25 protein-coding genes are annotated in these 26130 nt (G+C 65.8%); 12 read left to right on the top strand and 13 right to left on the bottom strand.

Annotated features, from left to right (window positions below):
• Complete coding sequence (gene tsaD, locus CAL12_RS15995) at window positions 1–1044, bottom strand: tRNA (adenosine(37)-N6)-threonylcarbamoyltransferase complex transferase subunit TsaD (protein WP_086065544.1); 1044 nt, start codon at window positions 1042–1044, stop codon at window positions 1–3.
• A 91-nt stretch (window positions 1045–1135) separates the two neighbouring features.
• On the opposite strand from tsaD, the gene CAL12_RS16000 reads away from it, so the two are divergent.
• The 3 genes from CAL12_RS16000 (at window position 1136) to queD (ending at window position 3676) form a co-directional block, all read left to right on the top strand.
• A complete protein-coding gene (locus CAL12_RS16000) occupies window positions 1136–2428 on the top strand; it encodes an NCS2 family permease (protein WP_086065545.1) in 1293 nt (430 codons plus the stop codon).
• 145 nt (window positions 2429–2573) lie between these two features.
• The gene (queE, locus tag CAL12_RS16005; RefSeq protein WP_086065546.1) at window positions 2574–3206 is read left to right on the top strand and encodes a 7-carboxy-7-deazaguanine synthase; all 633 of its coding nucleotides are present in this window, start codon (window positions 2574–2576) and stop codon (window positions 3204–3206) included.
• The gene (gene queD / locus CAL12_RS16010; protein WP_086065547.1) at window positions 3203–3676 is read left to right on the top strand and encodes a 6-carboxytetrahydropterin synthase QueD; all 474 of its coding nucleotides are present in this window, start codon (window positions 3203–3205) and stop codon (window positions 3674–3676) included. The genes queE and queD overlap by 4 nt, the downstream gene beginning before the upstream one ends.
• 19 nt (window positions 3677–3695) lie before the next feature.
• Here the strand turns inward: queD and CAL12_RS16015 are convergent, their stop codons facing one another.
• The 3 genes from CAL12_RS16015 to CAL12_RS16025 all read right to left on the bottom strand — a co-directional run bounded on the left by CAL12_RS16015 (window position 3696) and on the right by CAL12_RS16025 (window position 6993).
• A complete protein-coding gene (locus tag CAL12_RS16015) occupies window positions 3696–3932 on the bottom strand; it encodes a helix-turn-helix domain-containing protein (RefSeq protein WP_086065548.1) in 237 nt (78 codons plus the stop codon).
• Between the two features lie 37 nt (window positions 3933–3969).
• On the bottom strand, window positions 3970–4563 hold the full coding sequence (locus tag CAL12_RS16020) for a DUF2975 domain-containing protein (RefSeq protein WP_198298252.1): 594 nt from the start codon (window positions 4561–4563) through the stop codon (window positions 3970–3972).
• Between the two features lie 192 nt (window positions 4564–4755).
• Window positions 4756–6993: a phosphocholine-specific phospholipase C gene (locus tag CAL12_RS16025; RefSeq protein ID WP_086065549.1), complete on the bottom strand. Its 2238-nt coding sequence runs from the start codon at window positions 6991–6993 to the stop codon at window positions 4756–4758.
• Between the two features lie 397 nt (window positions 6994–7390).
• Here CAL12_RS16025 and CAL12_RS16030 point away from each other — a divergent pair, with 397 nt between their 5' ends.
• Window positions 7391–8773, top strand: coding sequence for an FAD-containing oxidoreductase (locus CAL12_RS16030; protein WP_086067926.1), 1383 nt, complete (start codon window positions 7391–7393; stop codon window positions 8771–8773).
• Between the two features lie 15 nt (window positions 8774–8788).
• Here the strand turns inward: CAL12_RS16030 and CAL12_RS16035 are convergent, their stop codons facing one another.
• From CAL12_RS16035 to CAL12_RS16050, 4 genes are all read right to left on the bottom strand, one after another.
• Window positions 8789–9145 (bottom strand): HVO_A0114 family putative DNA-binding protein, encoded by a 357-nt coding sequence (locus CAL12_RS16035; protein WP_086065550.1) that lies wholly within the window; start codon window positions 9143–9145, stop codon window positions 8789–8791.
• A gap of 1 nt (window position 9146) precedes the next feature.
• Window positions 9147–9479 carry a toxin-antitoxin system TumE family protein gene (locus CAL12_RS16040; RefSeq protein ID WP_232464542.1) on the bottom strand — a complete coding sequence of 111 codons (333 nt, stop codon included), beginning with the start codon at window positions 9477–9479 and terminating at the stop codon, window positions 9147–9149.
• 221 nt (window positions 9480–9700) lie between these two features.
• Window positions 9701–10678: a Bug family tripartite tricarboxylate transporter substrate binding protein gene (locus CAL12_RS16045; protein ID WP_086065552.1), complete on the bottom strand. Its 978-nt coding sequence runs from the start codon at window positions 10676–10678 to the stop codon at window positions 9701–9703.
• 173 nt (window positions 10679–10851) lie between these two features.
• Entirely contained in the window at window positions 10852–12096 is a 1245-nt protein-coding gene (locus CAL12_RS16050; protein WP_086065553.1) for an MFS transporter, read from the bottom strand.
• 279 nt (window positions 12097–12375) lie between these two features.
• On the opposite strand from CAL12_RS16050, the gene CAL12_RS16055 reads away from it, so the two are divergent.
• Window positions 12376–13356 carry a Bug family tripartite tricarboxylate transporter substrate binding protein gene (locus CAL12_RS16055; RefSeq protein WP_086065554.1) on the top strand — a complete coding sequence of 327 codons (981 nt, stop codon included), beginning with the start codon at window positions 12376–12378 and terminating at the stop codon, window positions 13354–13356.
• An 18-nt stretch (window positions 13357–13374) separates the two neighbouring features.
• Here the strand turns inward: CAL12_RS16055 and hutI are convergent, their stop codons facing one another.
• The gene (gene hutI, locus CAL12_RS16060) at window positions 13375–14625 is read right to left on the bottom strand and encodes an imidazolonepropionase (RefSeq protein ID WP_086067927.1); all 1251 of its coding nucleotides are present in this window, start codon (window positions 14623–14625) and stop codon (window positions 13375–13377) included.
• Window positions 14626–14744: 119 nt separating this feature from the next.
• Here hutI and hutC point away from each other — a divergent pair, with 119 nt between their 5' ends.
• The 6 genes from hutC (at window position 14745) to CAL12_RS16090 (ending at window position 21131) form a co-directional block, all read left to right on the top strand.
• A complete protein-coding gene (gene hutC / locus CAL12_RS16065) occupies window positions 14745–15506 on the top strand; it encodes a histidine utilization repressor (RefSeq protein WP_086065555.1) in 762 nt (253 codons plus the stop codon).
• Window positions 15503–17185, top strand: a complete 1683-nt coding sequence (gene hutU, locus CAL12_RS16070; protein WP_086065556.1) for a urocanate hydratase — start codon at window positions 15503–15505, stop codon at window positions 17183–17185. The genes hutC and hutU overlap by 4 nt, the downstream gene beginning before the upstream one ends.
• 57 nt (window positions 17186–17242) lie before the next feature.
• Window positions 17243–18232, top strand: a complete 990-nt coding sequence (locus CAL12_RS16075) for a Bug family tripartite tricarboxylate transporter substrate binding protein (protein ID WP_086065557.1) — start codon at window positions 17243–17245, stop codon at window positions 18230–18232.
• A gap of 13 nt (window positions 18233–18245) precedes the next feature.
• On the top strand, window positions 18246–19250 hold the full coding sequence (locus tag CAL12_RS16080) for an ornithine cyclodeaminase family protein (RefSeq protein ID WP_086065558.1): 1005 nt from the start codon (window positions 18246–18248) through the stop codon (window positions 19248–19250).
• A gap of 22 nt (window positions 19251–19272) precedes the next feature.
• Window positions 19273–20094, top strand: coding sequence for a phosphate/phosphite/phosphonate ABC transporter substrate-binding protein (locus CAL12_RS16085; RefSeq protein WP_086065559.1), 822 nt, complete (start codon window positions 19273–19275; stop codon window positions 20092–20094).
• 347 nt (window positions 20095–20441) lie between these two features.
• On the top strand, window positions 20442–21131 hold the full coding sequence (locus CAL12_RS16090) for an SDR family NAD(P)-dependent oxidoreductase (protein WP_086065560.1): 690 nt from the start codon (window positions 20442–20444) through the stop codon (window positions 21129–21131).
• Window positions 21132–21143: 12 nt separating this feature from the next.
• Here CAL12_RS16090 and CAL12_RS16095 read toward each other — a convergent pair whose 3' ends face one another.
• Genes CAL12_RS16095 through CAL12_RS16110 form a run of 4 tightly spaced genes read right to left on the bottom strand, consistent with a single transcriptional unit; the run spans window position 21144 to window position 25079 of the window.
• Entirely contained in the window at window positions 21144–22025 is an 882-nt protein-coding gene (locus CAL12_RS16095; protein ID WP_086065561.1) for a polysaccharide deacetylase family protein, read from the bottom strand.
• Window positions 22022–22849 (bottom strand): polysaccharide deacetylase family protein, encoded by an 828-nt coding sequence (locus CAL12_RS16100; protein WP_086065562.1) that lies wholly within the window; start codon window positions 22847–22849, stop codon window positions 22022–22024. The genes CAL12_RS16095 and CAL12_RS16100 overlap by 4 nt, the downstream gene beginning before the upstream one ends.
• A gap of 31 nt (window positions 22850–22880) precedes the next feature.
• Window positions 22881–23912 (bottom strand): Bug family tripartite tricarboxylate transporter substrate binding protein, encoded by a 1032-nt coding sequence (locus CAL12_RS16105; protein ID WP_086065563.1) that lies wholly within the window; start codon window positions 23910–23912, stop codon window positions 22881–22883.
• Between the two features lie 33 nt (window positions 23913–23945).
• Entirely contained in the window at window positions 23946–25079 is a 1134-nt protein-coding gene (locus tag CAL12_RS16110) for a C45 family autoproteolytic acyltransferase/hydolase (protein ID WP_086065564.1), read from the bottom strand.
• A 121-nt stretch (window positions 25080–25200) separates the two neighbouring features.
• On the opposite strand from CAL12_RS16110, the gene CAL12_RS16115 reads away from it, so the two are divergent.
• Window positions 25201–26121, top strand: a complete 921-nt coding sequence (locus tag CAL12_RS16115) for a LysR family transcriptional regulator (RefSeq protein WP_086065565.1) — start codon at window positions 25201–25203, stop codon at window positions 26119–26121.
• Window positions 26122–26130 lie beyond the last annotated feature (9 nt).

Below are 26130 nucleotides of genomic sequence, written 5' to 3' on the forward strand. Positions count from 1 at the left end.
TCAGGCCGCCACGGAGACCTCTTCCAGGTCCCAGCGCGGCCGTACGGTAAACGCATGGCTGCCACGGTCCAGCACCGCCAATCCCGCCTTGACCCGCTCGCCGGCGGCGAATGCGATCATCGCGCCATTGTCCGTGCATAACGACAGCGGCGGGAAATAGGCCTGCGCCTTCAGGCGCGGCAGCGAGGCCGCCAGCCGCTCGCGCAGGGCCTTGTTTGCCCCGACGCCGCCCGCGACCACCAGGCGCCGCAGGCCGGTTTCCTTCAAGGCTTTCGCCGCCTTGGCGGCCAGCACGTCGACAATGGCGGCCTGCGTGGCGGCGGCCAGGTCCGCGATCGCGGCCGGGTCCGGCTCGCCACCGGCCTGCCGCAGGGCCTTGACCCGCGTCAACACCGCCGTCTTCAGGCCGCTGAAGCTGAAATCCAGGTCGCCGCTGTGCAGCATGGGACGCGGCAGCTCGAAACGCGCCGGATCGCCCTGCTCCGCCAAGCTGGCCAGCGCCGGACCGCCCGGGTAACCCAGGCCCAGCAGCTTCGCCGACTTGTCGAAGGCTTCGCCGGCCGCGTCATCCAGCGTCTCGCCCAGCAAGGTGTAGCGCCCCACGCCGTCCACGCGCATCAACTGGGTGTGCCCGCCCGATACCAGCAGCGCCACGAAGGGAAACTCCGGACGCGGATCCGCCAGCAGGGGCGACAGCAGATGCCCTTCCAGATGATGGATGGCGATGGCCGGCAGGTCGCGCGCCCAGGCGAAGGCCTGCGCCACGCTGGCGCCCACCAGCAGGGCGCCGGCCAGGCCCGGACCGGCCGTGTAGGCGACGGCGTCGATATCCGATACCGCAAGGCCGGCTTCCCGCAGGACCTGGCGGGTAAGCGGGACCACGCGCCGCACGTGGTCGCGCGACGCCAGTTCGGGCACCACGCCACCGTATTCCTGATGCATGGCGATCTGCGTGTGCAACGCATGCGCCAGCAAGCCGCGTTCGGTGCAGACGGCGGCCACGCCGGTCTCGTCGCAGGAGCTTTCAAAGCCGAGAATGATCATGGCCGCAAGTTTACTGCGCCGTCGGAAATGGTATGTTCGCGCCTTGGCCGATAACCCCCGCGACGACGACGGGACCGCCTGGGAGAAGCAAATGCTGGAGAGACTATTCCGACTGACGGAACATGGGACGACGACACGCGGGGAAGTCGTCGCGGGACTGACGACGTTCCTGACGATGTCCTACATCATCTTCGTCAATCCCGACATCCTGTCGACCACCGGCATGGACCGCGACGCCGTGTTCGTCGCCACCTGCCTGGCCGCCGCGCTGGGGTCCCTGGTCATGGGGCTGCTGGCCAACTGGCCCATCGGCATGGCCCCCGGCATGGGCCTGAACGCCTTCTTCGCCTTCACCGTGGTCAAGGCCATGGGCTACTCCTGGCAGCAGGCGCTGGGCGCGGTATTCATCTCCGGCCTGATCTTCCTGCTGTTGACCGTCACCGGCGTGCGCGGATGGCTGATCAAGGGCATCCCGCAATCCCTGCGCAGCGCCATCGCGGCGGGGATAGGCCTGTTCCTGGCGATCATCGCCCTGTCGAACGCCGGCATCGTGGTGGCCAACCCGGCCACCAAGGTCAGCCTGGGCGACCTGCGCACGCATGGACCGCTGTTCGCCGTGCTGGGCTTCTTCATCATCGCCGCGCTGGATGCGCTGCGCGTGCGCGGCGCCATCCTGATCGGCATCCTGGTCGTCACGGTGCTGTCGATGGCGCTGGGCTACAACAGCTTCCATGGCCTGTTCTCGTCGCCGCCGAGCCTGACGCCGACCCTGATGCAGCTGGATGTCGCCGGCGCGCTGAACAGCGGCTTCTTCCATGTCATCCTGGTCTTCGTGCTGGTCGAAGTGTTCGACGCCACGGGTACGCTGATCGGCGTGGCCAAGCGGGCCGGGCTGATCCCGGAAGGCAAGCCCAACAACCTGGGCCGCGCGCTGTTCGCCGACAGCGCGGCCATCGTGGCGGGCTCCGCGCTCGGCACCAGCAGCACCACCGCGTACGTGGAAAGCGCGTCCGGCGTGCAGGCCGGCGGCCGCACCGGCCTGACCGCCGTGGTCGTCGCCCTGCTCTTCCTTGCGGCCCTGTTCATTTCGCCGCTGGCGGGATCGGTGCCCGCCTACGCCACCGCGCCCGCCCTGCTCTACGTGGCCGGCCTGATGATGCGCGAACTGATCGAAGTCGACTGGAACGAAGTGTCGGAAGCCACGCCCGCGGCCCTGACGGCGCTGGTGATGCCCTTCACGTACTCGGTGGCCAACGGCCTGGCCTTCGGCTTCATCAGCTATGTCGTGCTCAAGACGCTCACGGGCAAGGCGCGCGAGGTGCACGCGGCCACCTGGCTGGTGGCCGCCCTGTTCGTCATCCGGTTCGCGTTCTTCGCCGGCTGAAGCCGGGGCGGTAAAAAATGCCCCCACGCCGCGCCGGTGAACCGGCTTGCTGCCCCCCAAGGGGGCCCTTTTTGCCTTGGGGCGGCCCGGCGGCAAAAAATCCGCCGCACGCTAAAATAGCGGGTTTTACAGACCCGCTGTTTTCATGACCTACGCCGTCAAGGAAATTTTCAAGACCCTGCAGGGCGAAGGGGCGCAGGCGGGACGAGCCGCGGTTTTCTGCCGTTTCGCCGGCTGCAACCTGTGGTCCGGCCGCGAAAGCGACCGCGCCACCGCCGCCTGTACCTTCTGCGACACCGACTTCATCGGCACCGACGGCCCCGGCGGCGGCAAATTCGCCAGCGCCGAGATGCTGGCCGATGCGCTGGCCGCGGAATGGGGTCCCGACAGCGCCCTCCGCTACGTGGTTTTCACGGGCGGCGAACCGCTGCTGCAGCTCGACCGTGCCCTGATCGCCGCGGTGCACGCGCGCGGCTTCACGATCGCCATCGAAACCAACGGCACCATGGTGCCGCCGGAAGGCATCGACTGGATCTGCGTCAGCCCCAAGGGCAAGGCGCCCGTACTGCTGCGCGCCGGCAATGAGCTGAAGCTGGTCTATCCGCAGGCCGACGCGCGGCCGGAGTCCTTCGCCGGCCTGAAGTTCGAGCACTTCTTCCTGCAGCCCATGGACGGGCCCGAACGCACGGCGCACACGCAGGCGATCGTCGAGTACTGCAAGCAGCATCCGCAATGGCGCCTGAGCCTGCAAACCCATAAATACATAGGCATTCCATGAGCAGCCCCACGCGCCCGGCACCCGGCACGATTTCCGTCACCCGCCGGCTGGAATTCGACGCCGGCCATCGCATTCCGGACCATCGCAGCCAGTGCCGCAATATGCACGGCCATCGCTATGTGCTGGAGGTCACGCTGGAAGGCCAGGTCATCGATGCGCCCGGCGCATCGGACAACGGCATGGTGATGGACTTCTCGGACATCAAGGCGATCGCCAACGAACACCTGGTCGGTCATTGGGACCACGCTTTCCTGGTGTATGCGGGCGATGCCGCCGTGCGCGGCTTCCTGGACAGCCTGCCGGGGCACAAGACCGTGGTGCTGGACCGGATTCCCACGGTGGAGAACCTGGCGCGCATCGCCTTCGACATCCTGCGTCCGCATTACCACCGGCAGTTCGGCGGCGATCTGCGGCTGGCCCGCGTGCGGCTGTATGAAACGCCCAATTGCTGGGCCGATTGCGAAGGTTGACGCGCCGGCCGCCGGCCGCCTATTCCCCGGCCGACGGCGTGTCCGTTTCCTCGGAGTCCTGGTAGGTCAGCAGATCCCCGGGCTGGCACCGCAGGGCGCGGCAGATCGCTTCCAGCGTGTCGAAGCGCACGCCCCTGACCTTGCCGGATTTCAGCAGGGACAGGTTCTGTTCCGTGATGCCGACGGTGGCGGCCAGGTCCTTGGACTTCATCTTGCGCTTGCTGAGCATGACGTCCAGTGTGACGACGATGGGCATTGCAGTCCTGCCGTGGGGTGTATGTCGTCGCTGGTCGTTAGACGAACTGCTGGTTTTCGCGATAGACCTCGGACGCGCGCTGCAGGATGCGACCGATGATGGCGATGCATGCGGCGACGAACAACGCCACCAGCGCCGATGCGTCCAGCGACAGCGCGACGATGTGGTGGCCGGGTTCGGCGCGTATCGTCAGCCATATGCTCAGTACCGGCTCGGTCAGGAACTGCACCACCACCCACAACGCGATCCAGCGCCCGACCGCGGCCAGATGGCGTCCGGCGCGCATCGAAAAGTAGGCACCCCGGGCATAGTCGCGGAACAGCGCGCGCAGATGGGCCAGGCCGCGCATCAGCACCAGCAGCGGCACGCTGGTGATCAACATCGCGCCTATCGTCTGCCACACCGGGAATTGCGCCAGGTCCAGCGACCCGTCCGACAGCCAGCGCGAGGTCATGCCGAAGCTGAAGCCATAGCCGTGCGGGCCATAAGGGGGATAGATCCAGTTGACGATGTTGAGCGCCAGCAAAGCGGCCATTACCACCAGGGTGAGGCCGGCCATGCGGTGGCTGAGGTCGGCCAGGCGGTCGGATGTCAGGCTGCGGCGGCCGCGCGCGCGGTTGAACAGGGTCATGGGAAAACCTCTCGAAGATTGGCGACGTGGCGCTGGGTGTAGCCGCCGACCGCGGGTGGCGGATAAGCCATCCGAAGTCCCTGCGGCAACTGCCCAACGCGGACGCATCTTAGCAAGAAAATTATCGTTAAACAATAATTTCTTGCTGCGAAGGATTAACTGAATGGCACACTCGGTCGCGTCGGGGCCCGATCAGGTCAGGGCCGCATAGCCGCCCTGCGCCGGTCCGCCCATCGCCGGATCGGAGATCCCATGAGCGCCGGTTTCCATCCGGCCGGCGAACCGCCTGGCGTAGCCCTGGCCGGCGGTCCCGCCAGCCGTCCCGACCCCGAGCGTGAAGTCGTACCAGCAATGCGACGCCGCCAGCGGCCATCGCCATTCGGCCTGCTGGCCCGCCGGGATGTCCTGGCTTTTCACCGCGCCACCGAAGTAGGCGTTGTCGGTGACGGTCACCGCAAGGCCGGCTTCGGATGGATTGCTGACCGTCACCACCAGCGCGCCTTCGGCGGGTGCGTAGCGGACGCGTGTTATCGGCAGCCGGGGCGCGGGTGGCGATGCCAGGGTGCCGGCGAAGTGCCGGTGGAAGCCGTTGGGGCCGAGCACCCAGAGGCTGTAGCGCCCGTCCGGCAGCGGCAGCCAGACGTCTTCCAGCGCCCTGCCCGGCTCGACGGTATAGCGGCGCGGCAGGGCGTCCAGGCGGTGGATGTCGTAGACGTGAAAAACAGCGGCCCTCCCACCCGTGTTGGAAAAGCGCAGCCGCAGGCGCTTCTCCACCATCTCGTCGTCCACATGCAGCTCGTAAGGCAAGGCGCGCGAGCGCCGCGTCCCCACGGCCTGCACCGGCAGCTCGGGCGCCGCCGGCGCGATCGGCACCGTGGTGCCGGACAGCGACCGGCTGCGCCCATCCAGCGCGGCGGTGTCCGGCAGCCGCGCCGGCAAGCCGCCCTGGTTGGGCGTGGCGAAATCGAAGCAGGACATCAGGTCGCCGGCGACCGCCCGCCGCCAGGGGCTGATGTTGGGCTCATCGACGCCAAAACGCCGTGCGATGAAACGCAGCACCGACGTGTGGTCGAACACCTCCGAATTCACCCAGCCGCCACGGCTCCAGGGCGAGATCACATACATCGGTACGCGCGGTCCCATGCCGTAGGGATGATGGCGATAGGCCAGCGTGGACTGCACGCCGCCCACATCGTCACCCAGATAATCGTCGCTGGCGTCCACCGTGCTGGCGCCCTGCGGGTCGAGCGCCTGCGTGCCGCCGGCCGTGCGCGCGTACGACGGCGGCGCGGGTGGCGGCATGTGGTCGAAAAAGCCGTCGTTCTCATCGAAATTCAGGATAAGCACCGTGCGGCTCCACACGCGTGGATTCGCCGTCAATGCATCCAGCACCTGCGCGGTATAGGCAGCACCCTGCGCCGGGCTGGACGGCTGCGGATGCTCTGACGCCGACGACGGCGCGCAGATCCAGGAAACCTGCGGCAGGCGGTCCGCCATCACGTCCGCGCGCAGCGCGTCCAGGTTGCGCGTGCGTATGCCTCTTTCGTACAGCGCGCGTTCGCGTTCCGTGCGCTCGGGCAGCACGGCGGGTACGCTGCGCGCGTGCGCCTGCCGGAAGGCCTTGAAGCCGAACAAGGGATTCAGCGCGTAGAACTCGAACTCGTTGTCCTGGTACACCTGCCAGCTGACGCCCGCGTCCTGCAGCCGTTCCGCGTAGGTCATCCAGGTGTAGCCGTCCTTGTGGGCGCCTTTCTTCAGCGTGTTGTAGCTGTTGTCCAGCGCGGGGCCGTTGTAGATGTCCGGCCTGGCAGGATCGTCCCGCCCGTGATTGGTGCCGGTAAAGATGAAGCAGCGGTTCGGATTGGTCCCCCCCGTCAGTGAACAATGATAGGCATCGCACACGGTGAAGGCGTTTGCCAGCGCGAACTGGAAAGGCAGGTCGGCCTGGGCGTAATAGACCATGGACGCGTTCTTCTTGAACTGCGGCCAGTGCGTCATGCGTCCGCCATCCCAGGCATCCTGCGCATCGGGATAAAGATGCGGCGTACCCGCGGTGCGCATCAGCCGAAAATCCACCGCCGTGTCGTTGTGCTGCGGCGCCAGGATGGCCGGCAGGCCCGCCGGCTGGCCGTCGTGGCGTTGGTACCAGACCGTCCTGCCTTGCATGCCGGGGGCGTCGGCAACGGGAATGGGGAAGCGGTCGCCGAAGCCCCTTACGCCGGCCAGCGTGCCGAAATAGTGGTCGAAGGCGCGGTTTTCCTGCGTCAGGACGACGATGTGCTCGACGTCGCGCAGGGTGCCGGTGCGACGGTCCGCCTCGATGGCGAGCGCCTTGCGTATGGCTGGTGGAAACATCGACAAGGCCGCTGCGGCGCCCGCGCCGCGGGCCGACTTGCGGAAGAATTCGCGGCGGCGATGATCGGTGGACATGTTCCGGACTTGCTCCCTATACGCGGCGATACGGCCGCCTCTTCCACGTTCTTCCACGGTAACGCCTGGCCGGCCAGGCGCGGCCGGCTAGGCGCGGCCGGCCAGGCGCGGCCGGCAAGGCGCGCCGTCGTCCGGTCGCGCTGCCCGCCGGTCAGCGGTATCTGCCAAGTATGCCCGCATCCGGCGCACATCGAGCTGACAAGCCCCGACCCCGGACCGGCGGTTTCTTCATTCACGCCCAGCGTTTACAGTGTTGGATCGCCGGTGCCAGGGTAACGCCCTTCCGACCGGCTTCCGTCCATCGCCGCTGGCGCGGCGCGCACAGTGAGGTCATGCCATGAGCACGCAGCCGACGAACGCCCCCTCCCAGCCGACCACCGCCACGCAGACGGCAACGATGCCGGGCAACCGCTACGACGCCATCATCATCGGTGCCGGCCAGGCCGGGCCGCCGCTCGCCGGACGCCTGACCGAGGCCGGCCAGCGCGTCGCGCTCATCGAACGCAAGCACTTCGGCGGCACTTGCGTGAACACGGGCTGCATGCCGACCAAGACGCTGGTGGCCAGCGCCTACGCCGCGCATCTGGCACGGCGGTCCGCGGACTTCGGCGTCACCTTGCCGGGACAGGTCGGCATCGACGCGACGCGCCTGAAGGCGCGCAAGGACGAAGTCGTCATGCGCGCGCGCGGCAATGTCGAAAAATGGCTGCGCGGCATGGACAAATGCACCGTGCTGCAAGGCCAGGCGCGATTCGTCGGCCCGCATGACATCGAGGTCGATGGGCAGCGCCTATCGGCCGACCGCATCTATATCAACGTGGGCGGCCGCGCCAATATCCCGGACATGCCGGGCGTGCACGATATCCCCCTGCTCACCAACACCAGCCTGCTGGAACTGGACAGCGTGCCGCGCCATATGGTGGTCATAGGCGGCAGCTACATCGGCCTGGAATTCGCGCAGATGTACCGGCGCTTCGGCGCCGAGGTCACGGTGGTGGAGAAAGGCCCGCGCCTGATCTCGCGGGAAGATCCCGATGTATCCGACGCCATCCTGAAGATCCTGGAAAAGGAAGGGATACGCGTGCACCTGAACGCCGAATGCATACGCTTCGAATCGCATCCCGACGGCGCGGCCGTGCGCGTGTCATGTTCGCAGGATCCGGGCCCCATCATCGGTTCGCACGTGCTGATGGCCGTGGGCCGCGTGCCGAATACGACCGACCTGGGGCTCGAGGCCGCCGGCGTGAAGATGGACGCGCGCGGCTATATCGTGGTCGACGACGAACTGCGCACCAATGTGCCGCACATCTGGGCCCTGGGCGATTGCAATGGGCGCGGCGCCTTCACCCACACTTCGTACAACGATTTCGAGATCGTCGCGGCGAACCTGCTGGACCAGGACCCGCGCCGCGTCAGCGACCGCCTGCCCTGCTATGCCCTGTACATCGACCCGCCCCTGGGCCGGGTCGGCATGACCGAAGCCGCGGTGCGCGCCACCGGCCGCCCCGCGCTGGTCGGCATCCGCCCCATGACGCGCGTCGGCCGCGCCGTCGAAAAGGGCGAGACCGAAGGCTTCATGAAGGTCGTGGTCGACGCCGAAACCAAGGCCATCCTGGGCGCCGCCATCCTGGGCACCGGCGGCGACGAAGCCGTCCACGGCATCCTGGACGTCATGTCCAGCAAGGCACCCTACACCACCCTGCAGCGCACCGTGCACATCCATCCCACGGTATCGGAGCTGATACCCACGGTACTGGGTGAGCTGAAGCCCCTGGCATAGATGGCTTGGTCCGTATCAGAACGACACTTCAAAGGAAATTCCGCAGTAATTGGATCGGGGTGCCAACTGACGGCCTGGACCTTGTTCGAAATAGATCAATCCGTACTGTTCCATGGTCCGCAACGTACGGGAAAGATTTGATTTTGCCCTGCCGCTTTTGCTGGCAAGTTCATTCAACGATGCGGGTTTTGTCCGCGCAATGAGGGCGAGCAGTGCCCGGTTCTTGTCGGACAAGACCTGAGCAAGGCTTTCCATGGATTGGAACCAGACTTTGGGCTCGCCAGCGCTCGGCCGGTATTCGCCCCTGGCTATAGCGAGTGTCCTGGCCTTGTACTGCTCAAGCGACGCGATACCGATTTTGAGCATTTTCATGTCAGGGGGTCCTGTCGCGCAGCGTCATCTCAACCTCCGTCCAAAAGTCGCTGAGCAAAGTAGCTGCGTCCATATATGTGTAGAAGCGCACGCGGCTGGATTTGTGTTTATGGTCGTATTCGATACGCGTTCGCGCGCCAGGACCTCCGCCCTCCTTGACGGGATGCGCATTGTCGAACCCAAGCATCCGCTCGCCATTTTCATCATGAAGCGTCAATGAATATTTGATCCCGTGCGGCCTGTGCCGGCAGGCTCGAACTCGCTTGACCTCAAACTTGACCCACGCCTTGCCCGCAACATCTGCGACGAAGGTTTCGCCATCGAGTAATAACAAGGTGTCCAGGCGAGGGTCCGGTCGTCGATATGATCACTGGATGACAACCAAATCAAAAAGAATAATCTCCCTCAGTCTGAGCACGAGGATTGCGGTTCCGAGAGTAGGCCGATCAGGCGCTACCGAGATTCAACGCCAAGGAAAAGGGCCCAGCGAACACTGAGCCCTAAGCATTGATGCTCAAGGCCGTACGGCCCGAAGCGGTGCACCTGCGACCCTGGTCAATCCACCGTCGCCCCGGACGCCTTCACCGCCTTGCCCCAGGTGCCGATTTCCTTGACCACGTAGGAATGGAATTCCGCCGGCGTCATGTGCATGGGCTCCACGCCCAGCGTGGCGAGCTGTTCCTTGACGTCGGGGGCGTTGAGGATGTCCTGTACTTCCTGGTTCATGCGCCTGGTGATGGCGTCGGGGATGCCGGCCGGGCCGAGCAGGCCGTACCAGGGCTGCGCGTCGACGCCCTTGATGCCGGTTTCGGCCAGCGTGGGCACGTCGGGCAAGGCGGCGGAGCGCTGCGCGCCGGTGACGGCCAGGACTTTCAGGTTGCCGGCCTTGACCTGCTGCATGATGGGCAAGGGGTTCTCGAAGGCCAGCGGCACCTGGCCGCCGACCAGGTCGTTCAGCAGTGGCCCGGAACCCTTGTACGGGATGTGGCGAATCTTGGTGCCCGCCGCCGTGTTGAACATTTCGCCGATGATGTGCTGCGGCGTGCCGGAACCGGCCGAGCCGAAGACCAGGTCGCCGGTCTTGCCCTTGGCGATGACGTCCTTGATGGAATTCAAGCCCGACTTCGCGTTGACCGCGACCACGAAGCTGGTGCGCGCCAGCGGCGCGACTTCCGTGAAGTCCTTGGCCGGGTCGTAGGGCAGCGACTTGTACAGCGTGCCGGCGATCACGATGGGACCGCTGGCCGCCAGCAGGTAGGTATAGCCATCCGGCTTGGCCTTGGCCACATAGGCGGTGCCGATGTTGCCGCCGGCGCCGGCGCGGTTTTCGACCACGACGGTCTGCTTCAGCTTGTCGTGCAGGCGGGTCGCCAGCAGACGGGCCAGGACGTCGGTGGTACCGCCCGGCGCATAGGGCGAAACCAGCGTGATGGGCTTGTCGGGCCACGCATCGGCCGCCCGCGCCGCGGGTGCGGCGGCCAGGACGGCGGTGGCGAACAGCGCTGCGAAGCAGCGATTGAAAGCACGGCTCATGTGTCTGTCTCCTTGGTTTTCTAATCGCGCGACCGCAGGGATCGCGCGTCCGGGCCGAAGCGCCGAATCCGGAGGATAACCAGGGAAACAAGACGGGGATATGCGGGTATTCCACCCGCACCGCGGCGTGGACGGTGCAGCCGCGGGCTATCCGGCGCGCGGCGCCGGCGATGCTAACGATGCGCCCTGCGCATGCGGACCACCCGGTTGTACAAGGCGCCCAGCGCCATCAACAGGCTGGTGCCCAGGAACACCGAACGCATGCCGAAATGGCCGCCGACGAAACCGCCCGCCAGCGGCCCTACCACCTGGCCCACGTACTGCGCCGATGTCGAATACCCCAGCATGCCCCCCGCCACGCGCTCCGGCACGTTATGCCGGATCACCGAGGCAATGCAGGGTAGCAGCCCGCCCAGGGACAATCCCATCAGGAAACGCAGCACCACCAGCTGCCAGCTCGCCGTGATGAAGGCCTGCGGGATCAGCAGCAGCGCCGACACCAGCAGGCAGGCGACGATCACGTTCCAGTGCCCTACCCGGTCCGCCAGCCGGCCCAGGCGCGAGGCGGACAGGATGCTGCCCAGCGCCGTCGCCGACATCACCAGCCCAGCCACCATCGTCACGTTGCGCGGCTCGGCGAACTGCGCCACGTACACCGTGATGATGGGCTCGATCGACATGTTCGCCAGCATCAGCAGCATGCCGGTGAAGAGCATCGCCAGCAGCGGCCCCTTGTCGGGAACGGCGGCCAGGCCGCCCTTGGGCTTGTCGGCCGACTTCGCGGGCCGGGGCCTGTGCTCTTCCTTGATCAGGAAAGTCGTCACCAGGAAGGCCACGAAAATCAGCACGCCCGACGCCAGGAAAGTCGCCCGTATGCCGATCAGCGGCGGCAGAGCCCCGCCGATCAACGGTCCGGCGAGGTTGCCCGCCATGATGCCGGACGACAGCATGCCCAGCGCCCAGCCGGTGCGATGCCGGGGCGTCTGCGTGGCCACCAGCACCATGGAGCCGGACGCATAGCCGCCCAGCAAACCGGCCAGCAGCCGCAGTCCGACCAGTTGATACACGTTCTCCGCCATGCCGATCAGCGACATGGCGATGGACATCCCCAGGCTGGCGCGTATCAGCATCAGCTTGCGGCCATAGCGGTCGGCCAGGCGTCCCCACAACGGCGCGGTCAACGCGGCGGTGAAGAAGGTGGCGCCGAAGGCCACCCCCGACCACTGCACGATCGCCGCATGATCCTTGACGCCCAGCTGCTCCACATACAGCGGCAGGAAGGGCAGCAGCAAGGTCATGCCGATGATGGTGGTGAAGGAACCGAACACGCATACCGCCAGGTTGCGCATCCAGTGGTCCGAACCCTGCTCCAACAGGGTGGTATCGGCGGTGGAAGATGTCGTGGTGGAGCTGCTCATGGGGCGATGGACTGACGTGGTTCCGGAGGGACGCGCGAGGCAGCTGGCACTATACGCCGCCGCCTGGCGGCTACCCAGCCGAGCGCCCGTACCGTAATAGCGCACACCGGCATGTCGCATACTGGCATCCACAGCACCAGGATGAGCGGCCCGTTTCGCTTATGTCTCGAAAGAGGCACAATCCGTGCGGGGGATCTTTCCATCGGCGCCAGGTGCTCGCGACGCGAGACGCCAGCAGACGCCGCGAAAAACGACAAGACGAGACAACGGAAGATCATCATGACAACAGCATTCCCGCGCCGCCGCACCCGCCTCGCCATCGCGCTGTCGGCCTGCCTGGCCGCCGGTGCCGCCATGGCGGCGGACTGGCCCAGCCATCCCATCACCTTCGTCGCGCCCTTCAGCCCGGGCGGTGGCATCGACCTGGCCGCGCGGCTGGTCGCCAAATCCGTCAGCGAACAGCTGCACCAGTCGATCATCGTCGAAAACCGCCCCGGCGCGGGCGGCGCCATCGGCGCGGCCCACGTCGCGCATAGCGCGCCCGATGGCTATACCTTCCTGGTGGGCGGCAACAGCGTCATCACCAACAGCCTGATCCACCCCAAGCAGCCGTACAAGGACGAGGAATTGACGCCTGTCGTGCTGATGACCGTGACTCCCTCGGTCATCGTCACCAGCGCCGCCAATCCTTCCAGCAACCTGAAGGAATTCCTGGACGATGCCAGGAAGAACCACGAGGGTCGCATCACCTTCTCCACCGCCGGCAATGGCAGCGCGCCGCAGTTCGTCGCCGAAATGCTGCGCGAAGCCACCGGCATGAAGGTCGAGCCCATCACCTACAAGAGCGGGGGCGAAGGCGTGACCGCGGTGGTCGCCGGGCAGGTCGACGCGACCTCCGAAGCCAGCGTCGCCACCCTGCCCCTGATCAAGGGCGGCAAGCTGAAGGGCCTGGCGATCACCGGCGACAAGCGCATGGCCAGCGCGCCCAACATCCCGACTACCGCGGAAGAAGGCCTGCCAACGCTGCGCATCGTGCATTGGGCCGGCCTGCTGGCGCCGACCGGTACGCCCGACGATATCCTGGACAAGATGAACGCCGCCGTGAACGCGGCGCTGAAAACGCCGGACGTGCAGCAGGCGCTACAGCGCAGCAGCCAGGACGCAGGCGGCGGCACGCGGGCGTCCTTCACGCAGTTCACCCGGGACGAACGCGAGCGCCTGGGCCAGATCGTCAAGACCGGCCATATGCAGACCGACTGATCGCGGCCGGCGGCGCCGTCACACGCTCTGTTCGACGCCGCGTCGCAGGATACGCGCCGGCCGGTGCGCGCCGTGGCTGTAGCACAGCTCCGCCAGCTCCGGCACCCGCCAGAACACCAGGTCGGCCCACTTGCCCGGCGTCACGGTGCCGATCTCGTCCTGCAGGCCGAGCGCGCGCGCCGCGGCCTGGGTAACGCCCCGCAGCGCCTCCGCCGGCGTCAGGCGAAACAGCGTGCACGCCATGTTGAGCATCAGCAGCAAGGACGAGAACGGCGACGTGCCGGGATTGCAGTCGGTCGCCACCGCCATGGGCACCTGGTGCCGGCGCAGCAGATCGATGGGCGGCACCTTCGTATCGCGCAGGAAATAGAACGCGCCGGGCAATAGCACCGCGACCGTCCCCGCCGCCGCCATGGCGCGCGCGCCGGCTTCGTCCAGATGCTCCAGATGATCCGCCGACAAGGCGCGATAACGCGCGCCCAGCGCGGCCGCGCCGCACAGGTTCAGCTGTTCGGCATGCACCTTCACCGGCAGGCCCAGCGATGCCGCCGTGCGGTAGACGCGCTCCGTCTGCGCGGCATCGAAGCCTATGCTTTCGTGGAACACGTCCACGGCGTCCGCCAGCCCGAGGCGCGCGGCCTCCGGCAGCACGTCGGTGCAGACGAAGTCGATGTAGTCGTCGGCACGGCCGGCATATTCGGGCGGCAGCGCATGCGCGCCCAGGAAAGTCGTGCGTATCGTCACCGGCAGGCTCGCGCCGAGGGCACGGGCCGCGCGCAGCATGGCCAGTTCGGTGTCGCGGTCCAGGCCGTAGCCGGACTTGATCTCCACGGTGGTCACGCCCTCGCGCAACAAGGCGCGCAGGCGCGGCAAGGCTTGCGCGATCAGGCCGTCCTCTCCCGCCTGCCGCGTGGCGCGCACGGTGGAAACGATGCCCCCGCCGGCACGCGCGATATCTTCATAGGAGGCGCCATTCAAGCGCATCTCGAATTCGCTGGCGCGCGATCCCGCATAGATCAGGTGCGTATGGCAATCGATCAGGCCGGGCATGACCCAGGCGCCCTCGGCATCGATCAGGCGGCCCGGATGGCCCGCGGGATCCGTCCACGCGCCGGCGGGCGCATCCGCTGCCGGGCCTATCCAAGCGATACGCCCGCCCTGGATGGCGATCGCATCGGCGTCGTCGCGTATGCCGTACGGGCCCGCGTCACGGAAGGTGGCGATACGTGCATTGACGATCAGGGCGTCCTGGCTCTGTTCTATGGTCATGGGGTCGTCTTCCAGCGCATGGGGCTTTATCGCGCATCGACGCGATTCCGCCATCCTCGGGTTTTCCATAGCCGGATGGTACTTGCCTATACTTGTATATTCAAGTTAGAGTTTTGCCCATGCCTGCCACCAGCCTCCCGCTCCCTCCCTACGCCCGCATCAAGCAGCACATCGTCGAGCAGATCGAAGCCGGCGAGTGGGCGGTGAACGACCAGGTCCCCTCGGAAAACCAGCTGGCGGCGCAGTTCGAGGTTTCCCGCATGACGGCGCGCCGCGCCATCCTGGAGCTGACCCAGGAAGGCATGCTGGTCCGCAGCCAGGGCCTGGGCACCTTCGTGGCGGAACAGAAACCCGCCCTGCCCGTGCTGGAAGTCCGCAACATCGCCGAGGAAATCGCCCAGCGCGGCCACCGTTATTCCAACCGCGTGCTGCAGCTGGAGCGCGTCACCGCGCCGGAAGCCATCGCCACCGCGCTGGACCTGTCCATCGACAAATCCGTCTACCACTCGCTGATCCTGCACCTGGACAACGAAGTGCCGGTGCAGCTGGAAGACCGCTACGTCAACCCGCGCGTCGCCCCCGACTACATCCAGCAGGACTTCAGCCGCGAAACGCCCAATGCCTACCTGAGCCGCGTCGCGCCGCTGACCGCCGTCGAACACACCATCGAGGCCATTCTTCCCGATACCCGCGTCGCGGGCTGGCTGGGACTGAAAGGCCCGCAAGCCTGCCTGCAGGTGCTGCGCCGCACCTGGTCCGGCGAGCACGTCGTCACCTACGCCCGCCTTATCCATCCCGGCGACCGCTACCGCCTGACCGGCCATGCCGTCATGCCCACGCGCCCCGCCCCCGCCAAGATTTCCGGAGATCAACAGCCATGACCGCTACGCAAAACTCCCGCATCGATCCGTCGCGCAAGATCCGCGCGCCGCGCGGCAATACCCTGAGCTGCAAGAACTGGCTGATCGAGGCCGCCTATCGCATGATCCAGAACAACCTGGACGCGGAAGTGGCCGAGCACCCGGATCAACTGGTGGTGTACGGCGGCATCGGCCGCGCCGCGCGCGACTGGCCGTCCTTCGACAAGATCCTGGAAGTGCTGCGCCGCCTGCAGCCCGACGAAACGCTGCTGATCCAATCCGGCAAGCCGGTCGGCGTGTTCAAGACCCATGAAGACGCGCCGCGCGTGCTGCTGGCCAACTCCAACCTGGTGCCGCACTGGGCCACCTGGGAACACTTCCACGAACTGGACCGCAAGGGCCTGATGATGTATGGCCAGATGACGGCCGGCAGCTGGATCTACATCGGCTCCCAGGGCATTGTGCAAGGCACCTACGAAACCTTCTATTCCGTGGCCAATCGCCATTTCGGCGGCGATCCCAAGGGCCGCTGGATCCTGACGGCCGGCCTGGGCGGCATGGGCGGCGCGCAGCCGCTGGCCGCCACCATGGCCGGCTTCAGCATGATCGCCGTGGAGTGCGACGAGTCGCGCATCGACTTCCGCCTGCGCACCCGCTATATCGATGTGAAAGCCAGAACCCTGGACGAAGCGCTGGGCCTGCTGGAGCAGGCCAAGGCCCAGGGCAAGGCCGTGTCCATCGGCCTGTTGGGCAATGCGGCCGACGTGCTGGCGGAAATGGTCCAACGCGGCATCACGCCGGATTGCGTGACCGACCAGACCTCCGCCCACGATCCCTTGAACGGCTACCTGCCTCAGGGCTGGACGATGGAAGAATGGAAGGCCCGCCGCAACACCGAGCCGGATGCCGTGGTGCGCGCCGCCAAGCAATCCATGGCCGGCCATGTGCGCGCCATGCTGACGCTGCAGGAACGCGGGGCAGCGACGCTGGACTACGGCAACAACATCCGCCAGATGGCGCTGGAAATGGGCGTGGAGAACGCCTTCGATTTCCCCGGTTTCGTGCCGGCCTATATACGCCCGCTGTTCTGCGAAGGCATCGGCCCGTTCCGCTGGGCCGCGCTGTCGGGTGATCCGGAGGACATCTACAAGACCGACGCCAAGGTCAAGGAACTGATCCCGCACGACAAGCATCTGCACAACTGGCTGGACATGGCGCGCGAACGCATCGCCTTCCAGGGCCTGCCGGCGCGCATCTGCTGGGTGGGGGTGCGCGATCGCGCGCGGCTGGGGCTGGCCTTCAATGAAATGGTCCGCACCGGTGAACTGAGCGCGCCCGTCGTCATCGGCCGCGATCACCTGGATTCCGGCTCGGTGGCCAGCCCGAACCGTGAAACCGAATCCATGCGGGATGGCTCGGACGCGGTGTCCGATTGGCCCTTGCTGAATGCCTTGCTGAACACCGCGGGTGGCGCGACGTGGGTCTCGCTGCATCACGGCGGCGGCGTCGGCATGGGGTTCTCGCAGCACGCCGGCGTGGTCATCGTGTGCGATGGCACCGAAGCGGCGGATCGCCGCATCGCGCGTGTGCTGCATAACGACCCGGCCACGGGCGTCATGCGCCACGCGGACGCCGGCTACGAAGAAGCCATCGCCTGCGCGCGCGACGCCGGGCTGGACCTGCCCATGCTGGATCGTTAATCAGGCCGGCCACGGCCGGCATCAAGCAGCAGTAGACACACACACAAGGGGAATACCATGAAACTGTCTCTGAACCTGCGCCTGGCGGCCTTTGCCGCCGGCGCCCTCATCGCGGCATCCGCCGCGTCCGTGCACGCGGCGGATGCCTATCCTTCCAAGCCCGTGACCATCATCGTGCCCTTCGGCGCGGGCGGGGTCGCCGACGCCATTCCGCGCATCGTCGGGCAGAAGCTCAACGAAATGTGGGGCGTGCCGGTCATCATCGAAAACCGCCCCGGCGCCTCCGGCAACCTCGGCATGGGCCAGGTTGCCCGCGCCGCCGCCGACGGCTACACGCTGGGCCTGGCGCCGGCCGGCAACCTGACGGTCAACCCGCTGCTCTACACCAACCTGAATTTCGACACGGCCCACGCCTTCGCACCCATCACGCTGCTGGCGACGTCCCCCAACATCCTGGTGGTGAACCCTGCCCTGCCGACCAAGGACTTCAAGTCCTTCATCGAATACGCCAAGAGCAAGCCGGGCAAGCTGAACTTCGCCTCGCCCGGCGCCGGCAGCGGCGCGCATTTGGCAGGCGAGCTGCTGAACCAGTCCGCCGGCATCAATACCATGCATATCCCGTACAACGGCATGGCGCCCGCCGTCACCGACGTGGTCGCGGGCAACGTGGACATGATGTTCGCGGGCGTTTCCAGCGTGTTGCCCTTCATCCGCAGCGGCAAGCTGCGCGCGCTGGCCGTCGCCGGACCGCATCGGCTGCCGCAGTTGCCGGACGTCCCCACTGTCGCGGAAAGCGGCTACCCGGGCTTCGACGTGACGTCGTGGTACGGCCTGGTCGCCCCCGCCAAGACCCCGCCCGCCGTCCTGGCCAAGCTGGCGCAGGACGTCGCGACCGTTCTGAAGGATCCCGCCGTGCGGCAGAAGTTCGAAGACCAGGGCGTGGAGCCCTCCAGCATTACATCGCAAGCCTTCGCCGCCATGATCCAGGACGAGTCCCGCAAGTGGGCGGACATCGTCAAGACGGCGGGCATCAAGCCTATCCAGTAAGTCCGGAGACATCATGCAGTCCATCGACATTACCTACCTGAACGGGCCCGACGTCAAAGCCCTGAACATCACCGATGCCGAAATCCTGGCCGCGGTGGAAGGCGCCCTGCGCGCGCAGGGCCTGGGCAAGACCGTGATCGAGCCGCGCGTGCACCTGGTGCCGGAATCCTCGGACAAGGGCCACTTCAACGTGCTGCGCGGCTACATCGAGCCGCTGCACGTGGCCGGCGTCAAGGTGGTCAGCGATTTCGTCGACAACTACAAGGTCGACCTGCCATCCGAAATGGCCTTGTTGAACCTGTTCGATCCGGTCACCGGCAAGCCGTTGGCCATCGTCGATGCGACTGCGATCACCGACATGCGCACCGGCGCGGTCACCGCGCTGGGCGCCAAGCACCTGGCGCGGCGCGACAGCAAGATACTGGGCCACATCGGGGCGCGCGGCACCTCGTACTGGAACGTGCGCCTGCTGGACAGCATCTTCAATTTCGACGAGATCCGCGTGCACTCGCGCCGTCCCGAAAGCCGCCAGGCCTTCGGCGATCGCCTGTCGCGCGACCTGGGCAAGCCGGTCAAGGTGGTGGAAGATTGGGAATCCTGCGTGCGCGACGCCGACATCGTCGTCGAAGCCTCGCGCCTGCCCAAGCCCACGCCGCTGCTCAAGACGGAATGGATCAAGCCGGGCGCGCTGGTCATGCCCTACGGCACCATGAGCGCGGTCGAACTTTCGCTGACGGACATCATGTCCAAGGTGGTGGTCGACGATTGGGGCCAGTGCCGCAAGGGCCTGCCCTTCGGTTCGCTGCGCGCCCATGTGGACAGCGATCGCATCACCCAGGAAAACCTGCACGCCGAGATCGGCCAGATCGTGGCCGGCCTGAAGCCGGGACGCGAGAACGATCAGGAGACCATCCTGTTCTGGCATCGCGGCCTGTCGACGACGGACATCGCGCTGGGGCAGGCGATGCTGGACAAGGCCAAGCGACTCGGTATCGGGCAGACCTTGAAGTACGCCTGATCGAACACACCGGGAGCCCCCCATGACCGCTACGCCTTTGATCGCATCGACCCGCATGTACGACGTCGCGCCGTCCGCCAAGACGGCGTGGCATGCGCTGCTGGCCGAGGCACATCGGCGGGCGGGCCTGCACGTGACCTTTGTCGAACACGGTTGGCCGACGCCCATCGGTGAACTCTGGGCGCGGCCGGGCCTGTGCGGCGCCTTCATGTGCGGCTGGCCGTTCGCGCAAGCGTTGCGCGGCGGCAAGGCTTATACGGCGGTGGCCGCCGTCGTGCCGGATTTGCCCGGATACGAAGACCAGGCGCGTTATCGCAGCGCCTTCCTGGTGCGGGACGATGCGCCCTGGCAGCGGCTGGAGGATACGTTCGGAAGCCGCTACGGGTGGATGGTGCGCGACTCCCAGTCCGGCTGGAACGCGCCCCGGCGCCTGCTCGCCCGCCATGCGGCGGCGCACGGGGGCTCCCTATTCCAGGAAGTCAAAGGTCCTTATGGCAACCCACGTGGCCTGCTGCGCGCCTTGCGCGATGGCGAAATCGACCTGACGGCCGTGGACGGGTGGTATCTGGACCTGCTGCGGGTGCATGACGCAGACGCGCTACAGGGCCTGCGCGCGATCGGATATACGGATTGGACGCCGAATCCCTTGCTCGTCAGCGGACAGGATGTCGACCCCGCGACGTCCGAGCGCCTGACAGCCGCGCTGCTCGGCATGCACGCCGACGCCGGCACCAGGGAATTGCTGCGCGCGGCGCACGTCGCGCGCTTCACGGCCGCGGACCCGCGTGCCTACGACGTACTGCTCGACCACGATAGCGACCGCAGCTATCCGGAGATCCGCTAGGTCACGTCCGCGATTCGGGAATTGGATAGCGGCGGATGGAGGTGCCTCCAACCGCCGCCAGTTCGACGCTGTTCCGCGCCGTGCAGACTGCTTAAATGACGTGGAACAGCCAAAGCAGAATGATGACCGGGATGGGGATCCCCAACAGCCAGAGCAGAATGCCTCGCATGGCGCTCTCCTTTCTCGGTTGCCCGCTACGTATGGCAGGCTTCGGGTCACGGTGGAGCAAGGGCCGTGCCCGGCAGTGAATTGCTTACTTCGAGTCAATAATCCATTGACATCCAGGCCGTGTACGCACGACGCTCCGAGTGCTCCAATGACAACGGACACAACACAAGGAGCTTTCAATGGCCGATCAGAAAACCGTACTTATTCTGGGCGCGTCACGCGGCCTGGGCCTGGCGCTGGCCGAGGAATACTGCGGCAAGGGCTGGCACGTCATCGCCACCACGCGCAGCCAGTCTCCGCAACTTGAAGCCCTGCGCGAACGTAGCGTCTGTGAGCTGGAAATCCAGTCCGTCGACATCACCGACCTGGCGTCGGTACGTGAACTGCACGCTCGCCTGCAAGGCCGCACGCTGGACACCCTTTTCGTCAATGCGGGAATCTGCAAGGCGAACGAGCTGACCCCGCTGCAAGTCGACGAACAGGATTTCATCGACATGATGCTGACCAACGCGCTCAGCCCCATGCGGGTCATCGAAGTCTTCCAGGACATGGTTGCGCGCGATGGCGTCATCGCGGTCATGTCCTCGGAGCTGGGCAGCATCACCAACAACGAAGGCTTCTGGGAGCTGTACAGTTCTAGCAAGGCCGCGTTGAACATGTTGATGAAGGCCTACGCGTCGCGCCATGCCGGCGGCACGCAAGCCCTGCTACTGGTCGCGCCCGGATGGGTGCGTACCGAGATGGGCGGCAGCAACGCCGCCCTGGACGTCTCGGAAAGCATCCCGCTGGTGGTCGACACGGTAGAGCACCATGCCGGCCGGCCAGGACTGCGCTACATCGACCGGCACGGCAAGACGCTGCCCTGGTAGCGCCAGCGACGACTACAGCGGCCGGATCGCCAGATCCCCACGGTACACCGTGTTCGCCAGCGTCTCGGCGTGCGCGCGATGGGGATCCGGCTCCGGCGCCAGGTTCAGTGACAGCGTATGTTCGGCCAGTTGCTGGCAGGTCATGAAGCGCACGTCGCCCAGCTGCTTGATCTCGGTCAGCAAGGTATCCAGCACCGCGATACGCGCCGCCCGCGTCGAACCGAAATCCCCGCGCAGGTTCAAGGTGAGCGGAATCAGCGTACCTTCCGCATGCATCGCCGCGATCTCATCGCGCCAGATCGTCTGCAGACGCGCATGCGTATGGCGCGCCGAATACACCGGCGCATCGTCCAGCGCGAATGTCGATGGCAGCTCCACCACCTTCTTGTCGCCCGACAGGCCGAACACGTAGGGATAATCGGCGTCCTGGAAACTGGCGTCGTAGATAAAGCCCAGATCGGCCAGGTGATCCAGCGTCCTGGACGACAACTCGCCGCCCGGCGCGCGGAAGCCCTGCGGCGCCACGCCGGCAACGTCCGCCAGGATGTCGCGCGACGCCTTCAACACCTGCGTTTCCTTGTCGCCCAGCGTCGCGAAGTTCTCCAGATCCACGCCACGCGCCGCGATCTCATGGCCGTTGGCGACCAGCTCGCGGATCAGCTCGGGATGCCGGCGGGCATCCGTGCCCGGCACGAAGAAAGTCGCCGGCACGTCGTGTTTCTTAAGCAATTCCACCAGCCGCGGAAAGCCCGCGCGCACCGCATAGCGGCCATAGGAATAGCGGCCGAACATGCGTTCGGTGGGGACTTCCTTCAGATCGAAGGACTCGGCGTCGAAGTTCACGGTCAGCAGAACGACCGCGCGGGCGCCATGGGGCCATGTATACGTGCTCATGCGAACGACACCTCTTCAAGATTGTTGCTGTTGTCCAGGCACCATTGGGCGAAAGCGCGCGACTCCATGAATTGCACCCCGTCGTGCGTCTTCATATAGGCAATCAGGTCGGACAGCGTCTTGGTGCGCGACGGCGTACCGGAGCCCCAGCCCGCGCGTGGATGCAGCGACATCACAAAGAACCTGTCGTTGCGATAGATCGCATCGAACTCCGACTTCCATTGCGCCAGCACTTCCGACGGCGGCGTATAGCTGAACTTGTAGAACGGGAAATCGTCCAGGCTGTAGGTGTTGTTCGGCAGTTCGACGATGACGTCGTCCTGCGTCTTGCCGAAGCGCAGCCGGTACGGACGGTCGTAGTCCTTGTCGCTGGAATCGTAGATATAGCCCAGCGACTTCAGCACCTTCATGGTCTTGTCGCTCTTGCGGCCGGACGGCGAGCGCCAGCCCAGCACGGGCTTCTTGATGATGTCACGCAGGATGCCGTCGGTCTTGCGCAGCAGGGCTTCTTCTTCCTCCGCCTTGAGTTCCCAGGCCTCGTGCAGATAGCCGTGCGCGGCGACTTCGAAACCGTTGCGGTCGATGTCCTCGATGGTCGTGGGATGCCGTTCGGCGTCATAGCCCGGGACGAAGAACGTGCCCTTGATGTTGTGGCGGTCCAGCATTTCCATGTGCCGCGGCACGCCGCAACGGGCGGAGTAATTTCCCCAGGAATGCTTGCCCAGCGGCGCGATCCCGCGCCCCACTTCGTGGCTGGGACCATCGAAGTCGATGCCGATCAGCACAACGCAGCGCATCGCTTCCGGAAATGTCGTTTGTCTCATCCTTGATCCTCGATGATCGTTGACGATTTGCTCAATCCAGCTTGATGTTCGATTCGCGCACCACGGTGCCCCACTTCTGGCGTTCGTTCACCAGGAACTTGTCGAACTCCGCGGGCGGCATATTGGCGATATCGAAGGAACGCGCGCGCATGGTGGCCTGGAAATCCGGCGATGCATAGACTTTCTCGATGGCCTTGTACAGCGTATCCACCGTCGATTGCGGCATGCCCGCCGGCCCGAACAGGCCTACCCAACCCACCGCGCTGAAACCAGGATAGCCGGATTCCGCGATGGTCGGAACCTCGGGCAGCACGGCATTGCGCTTCAGCGCCGTCGTGGCGATGGGCCGCACCTTGCCGGCCTTGATGTTGCCGATCTGCGTGCCGACCAGGTCCAGCATATAGTCCAGGCGACCGGCCAGCAGGTCCGTCGTGGCTTGGCCCGCGCCGTTGTACGGCACGCCGCTGGCCTTGATGCCGGCATCGCGGTTGAACTTTTCCACCGCCAGGTGGGCGGAGCTGCCCACCGTGGTCACGCCGTAATTGAGCTTGCCCGGATTGGCCTTGGCCGTATCCACCAGCTCTTTCAAGGTCTGGATCCTGGAAGACTCCGGCACCACGACGACGTTGTCGAAAGTCGCCAGCACCGTGATCGGCGTGAAGTCCTTCACCGGGTCATAAGGCAGCTTGGAGTACAGGAACTGGTTCGCGCCGTGCGTGCCGGTCGATCCCACCAGCAAGGTATAGCCGTCCGGCTTGGCCTGGCCCACGAAGGCCGCGCCGATGCCGCCGCCGGCGCCGGGCCGGTTCTCGACCACGATGGTCTGGCCCAGCACCTTGCCCACTTCCTGTGCGACGATGCGCGCCTGGATATCCGTGCCGCCCCCAGCCGCGAAAGGCACGATCAGGCGGATCGCATGCGAAGGATATTTGTCGCCGTCCTGCGCCGTGGCGATGCCCGGCGTGGCGATGGCCGCCGCCAGTCCCAGCGCCGCCGTCATGCGGACGAACTTGCCCGCGAACACGCCGCCGTGCGGCAGATTGGATTTGAAGGCCTTTTTCATGGCTGATTCCCCTGTGATGTTCTGGAAAATTTCTTAGCGCTGGCGCTGCGGCAGTTCGTACTTGGCGAAGGTGGGATCCAGCGCCGGCAGATTGGCCACCTCCATCACGCCCAGCGCAGGCTGCATGACGACGGTGGACACCGTGGCGCTGCGCGTATCCCGCCCGAAATCCCCGCGCGGCGGCCGGCACACCGACCACGGCGACTGGAAATCATCCAGCAGCGCCCGCTTGACCGAATCCACGGTAATGCGGCCCACATCCGGCGTCAGCAGATCCCGCACGCGCTGCTCGCGATACAGCGTGCACGGCGAAAACGCGATACCCGTATCCTTCAGCTTGCCCAGGGCGATCGGGCTCAGCCAATGATTCGAATGCACCAGCAGGCCATTTTCCGGCAGGAGCTGGAACGTCTCGTCCGGCGCGCACTCGAAGTTGATCGCGATGCCTTCGTGATGGCAGACCGCCATATTGTTCGAACCCGTCTTCGGGGTCGCGTACACCGCGTGCAGCGCCCAGGCCAGATACGGACTTTCCAGGGCCTTGCGGCGGATCAAGGGAAGCGGCACGCCGATCTGCCGGTAATCGCGGTCGCACTCCAGGTTATTCCCCGTGATCGAAATCCCGGCCGAATTGAAGCCCGAGCGAGCCAGCATCCCCGCTTCGGTAAACGTCAGCACGTTCGGGCCGTCGTCACGCAGTATGCGCAGTACCACGCCGGTCTCCGAACACTCTTCCTTCCAGTCCCAGTTCTGCGCGTGGATCAGCCGGCCGTCGGCGGTCGCTTCGCGCATCACCTTCACCGACGTGCAGCCATCGTTGGTCTCGCCCAGCAGCCGCGCGCGCAGCTCCGGCTTGAATGCCAGCTTCATCACTTCCGTACGGGCGTTCAGCAGGAAGATGTCCTCCAGGCGCACGCCGGCGCCGTCGGCGATGCCCTGCATCTCCGTCAGGTAGTTCTCGTCGAACTTGCGCACCGCCGGGATATAGCTATGGATAATCCTGTCGATCTCGCTGCGTTCCAGCTTCCATCGCGCGGCCTGCTCGCTGTAGTGCTCGATGGAGCGGGCGATGCGCTTCCTGGCTTGTTCGCCATAGGACCGCCCCCGCTCCAGCGGCGCCCCGCTGATCTCGTAAAGGGGAAACGGTGTCACTTGCTGCCTGCTCATCGATGCTCTCCAACTCTGCCTTGTTACAGGATCGGTACAAATCGTAGAGGCGGCAGCTCATATCATCAAATGATTTATCCGGAACATATAATGCCTTTTTTGATATGGATCTCCGGCCATCGTGGAACTGGATACGCTGCGCAAGGTCAACCTGAACCTGCTGACCGTTTTCGAACTGCTGATGGAAACGCGCAGCGCCACGGAGACGGCGGCGCGACTGCATACGACCCAGCCGGGCATCAGCAGAAAGCTCGCCGAATTGCGCCGCCTGCTGGCCGATCCCCTGTTCGTCCTGATAAAGCGGCAGCTCGTCCCTACCCCGCGCGCGCTGGAAATCCGCCCCGTCGTTCGGGAAGCATTAGCCGCCATCGGCGGCATCATGGAAGACGGCGGCGCTTTCGATCCCTTGAAGTCATCCCGCACATTTCGCATCGCCGCGCGCCACACCATCGAATGGATGCTCGCGCCGGGCCTGCGCAGCTATTGCGACAGCCACGCGCCGCAGGTGCGGTTCAGCTTCGTCAATATGCAAGGCGTGGCCTTGCCGGAAAAGCAGCTGGAAGATCACTCCATCGATATCGCGCTAGGCCGCTTCGAAGAAGTCGGTGGGCGGTTCCGCACGCACGCGCTCTATGACGACGATCGTGTCTGCCTGCTCCGGCGGGGCCATCCCTTCGCGGGCAAAAAACTTACCCCGGGCACCTTCTGCAAATTGCGCTTCGTGACCACCACCGACATGTTCGGCAAGGACAACGAGGTGGACGCATGGCTGCGCAAGCTGGGCCACCAGCGGCGCTTCGACTTGTACGTCTCCAGCATGAGCCATGTGCCGTTGATACTGCTGCAGACCGATCTGGCGGTGACCATGCCGCGCAGGCTGGCCACGTATGTCGCGCAATTTCATCCGCTGCATGTGCTTGAACTGGGCTTTCAATTGCCCAAATCGCACTACAACATGGTCTGGCACGCCCGGTGGAATGATGTGCCGTCGCATGAATGGATGAGACAGGTGGTCGCGGGTTTGATGACCACGCCCCGATAACGCAGCCCC

The sequence above is a fragment of the Bordetella genomosp. 8 genome, assembly GCF_002119685.1.
Classification (GTDB): Bacteria; Pseudomonadota; Gammaproteobacteria; order Burkholderiales; family Burkholderiaceae_B; genus Bordetella_C.

Excerpts from the sequence above, each read along its gene's own strand:
- CAL12_RS16055 (WP_086065554.1), top strand. The coding sequence starts at position 12,376 with ATGACAACAGCATTCCCGCGCCGCCGCACCCGCCTCGCCATCGCGCTG.
- CAL12_RS16020 (WP_198298252.1), bottom strand. The coding sequence starts at position 4,563 with ATGACCCTGTTCAACCGCGCGCGCGGCCGCCGCAGCCTGACATCCGAC.
- CAL12_RS16075 (WP_086065557.1), top strand. The coding sequence starts at position 17,243 with ATGAAACTGTCTCTGAACCTGCGCCTGGCGGCCTTTGCCGCCGGCGCC.
- CAL12_RS16100 (WP_086065562.1), bottom strand. The coding sequence starts at position 22,849 with ATGAGACAAACGACATTTCCGGAAGCGATGCGCTGCGTTGTGCTGATC.
- tsaD (WP_086065544.1), bottom strand. The coding sequence starts at position 1,044 with ATGATCATTCTCGGCTTTGAAAGCTCCTGCGACGAGACCGGCGTGGCC.
- CAL12_RS16035 (WP_086065550.1), bottom strand. The coding sequence starts at position 9,145 with ATGAAAATGCTCAAAATCGGTATCGCGTCGCTTGAGCAGTACAAGGCC.
- CAL12_RS16105 (WP_086065563.1), bottom strand. The coding sequence starts at position 23,912 with ATGAAAAAGGCCTTCAAATCCAATCTGCCGCACGGCGGCGTGTTCGCG.
- CAL12_RS16050 (WP_086065553.1), bottom strand. The coding sequence starts at position 12,096 with ATGAGCAGCTCCACCACGACATCTTCCACCGCCGATACCACCCTGTTG.
- queD (WP_086065547.1), top strand. The coding sequence starts at position 3,203 with ATGAGCAGCCCCACGCGCCCGGCACCCGGCACGATTTCCGTCACCCGC.
- hutU (WP_086065556.1), top strand. The coding sequence starts at position 15,503 with ATGACCGCTACGCAAAACTCCCGCATCGATCCGTCGCGCAAGATCCGC.
- CAL12_RS16080 (WP_086065558.1), top strand. The coding sequence starts at position 18,246 with ATGCAGTCCATCGACATTACCTACCTGAACGGGCCCGACGTCAAAGCC.
- CAL12_RS16030 (WP_086067926.1), top strand. The coding sequence starts at position 7,391 with ATGCCGGGCAACCGCTACGACGCCATCATCATCGGTGCCGGCCAGGCC.
- hutC (WP_086065555.1), top strand. The coding sequence starts at position 14,745 with ATGCCTGCCACCAGCCTCCCGCTCCCTCCCTACGCCCGCATCAAGCAG.
- CAL12_RS16090 (WP_086065560.1), top strand. The coding sequence starts at position 20,442 with ATGGCCGATCAGAAAACCGTACTTATTCTGGGCGCGTCACGCGGCCTG.
- CAL12_RS16025 (WP_086065549.1), bottom strand. The coding sequence starts at position 6,993 with ATGTCCACCGATCATCGCCGCCGCGAATTCTTCCGCAAGTCGGCCCGC.
- CAL12_RS16000 (WP_086065545.1), top strand. The coding sequence starts at position 1,136 with ATGCTGGAGAGACTATTCCGACTGACGGAACATGGGACGACGACACGC.
- CAL12_RS16095 (WP_086065561.1), bottom strand. The coding sequence starts at position 22,025 with ATGAGCACGTATACATGGCCCCATGGCGCCCGCGCGGTCGTTCTGCTG.
- hutI (WP_086067927.1), bottom strand. The coding sequence starts at position 14,625 with ATGACCATAGAACAGAGCCAGGACGCCCTGATCGTCAATGCACGTATC.
- CAL12_RS16015 (WP_086065548.1), bottom strand. The coding sequence starts at position 3,932 with ATGCCCATCGTCGTCACACTGGACGTCATGCTCAGCAAGCGCAAGATG.
- CAL12_RS16085 (WP_086065559.1), top strand. The coding sequence starts at position 19,273 with ATGACCGCTACGCCTTTGATCGCATCGACCCGCATGTACGACGTCGCG.
- queE (WP_086065546.1), top strand. The coding sequence starts at position 2,574 with ATGACCTACGCCGTCAAGGAAATTTTCAAGACCCTGCAGGGCGAAGGG.
- CAL12_RS16045 (WP_086065552.1), bottom strand. The coding sequence starts at position 10,678 with ATGAGCCGTGCTTTCAATCGCTGCTTCGCAGCGCTGTTCGCCACCGCC.
- CAL12_RS16110 (WP_086065564.1), bottom strand. The coding sequence starts at position 25,079 with ATGAGCAGGCAGCAAGTGACACCGTTTCCCCTTTACGAGATCAGCGGG.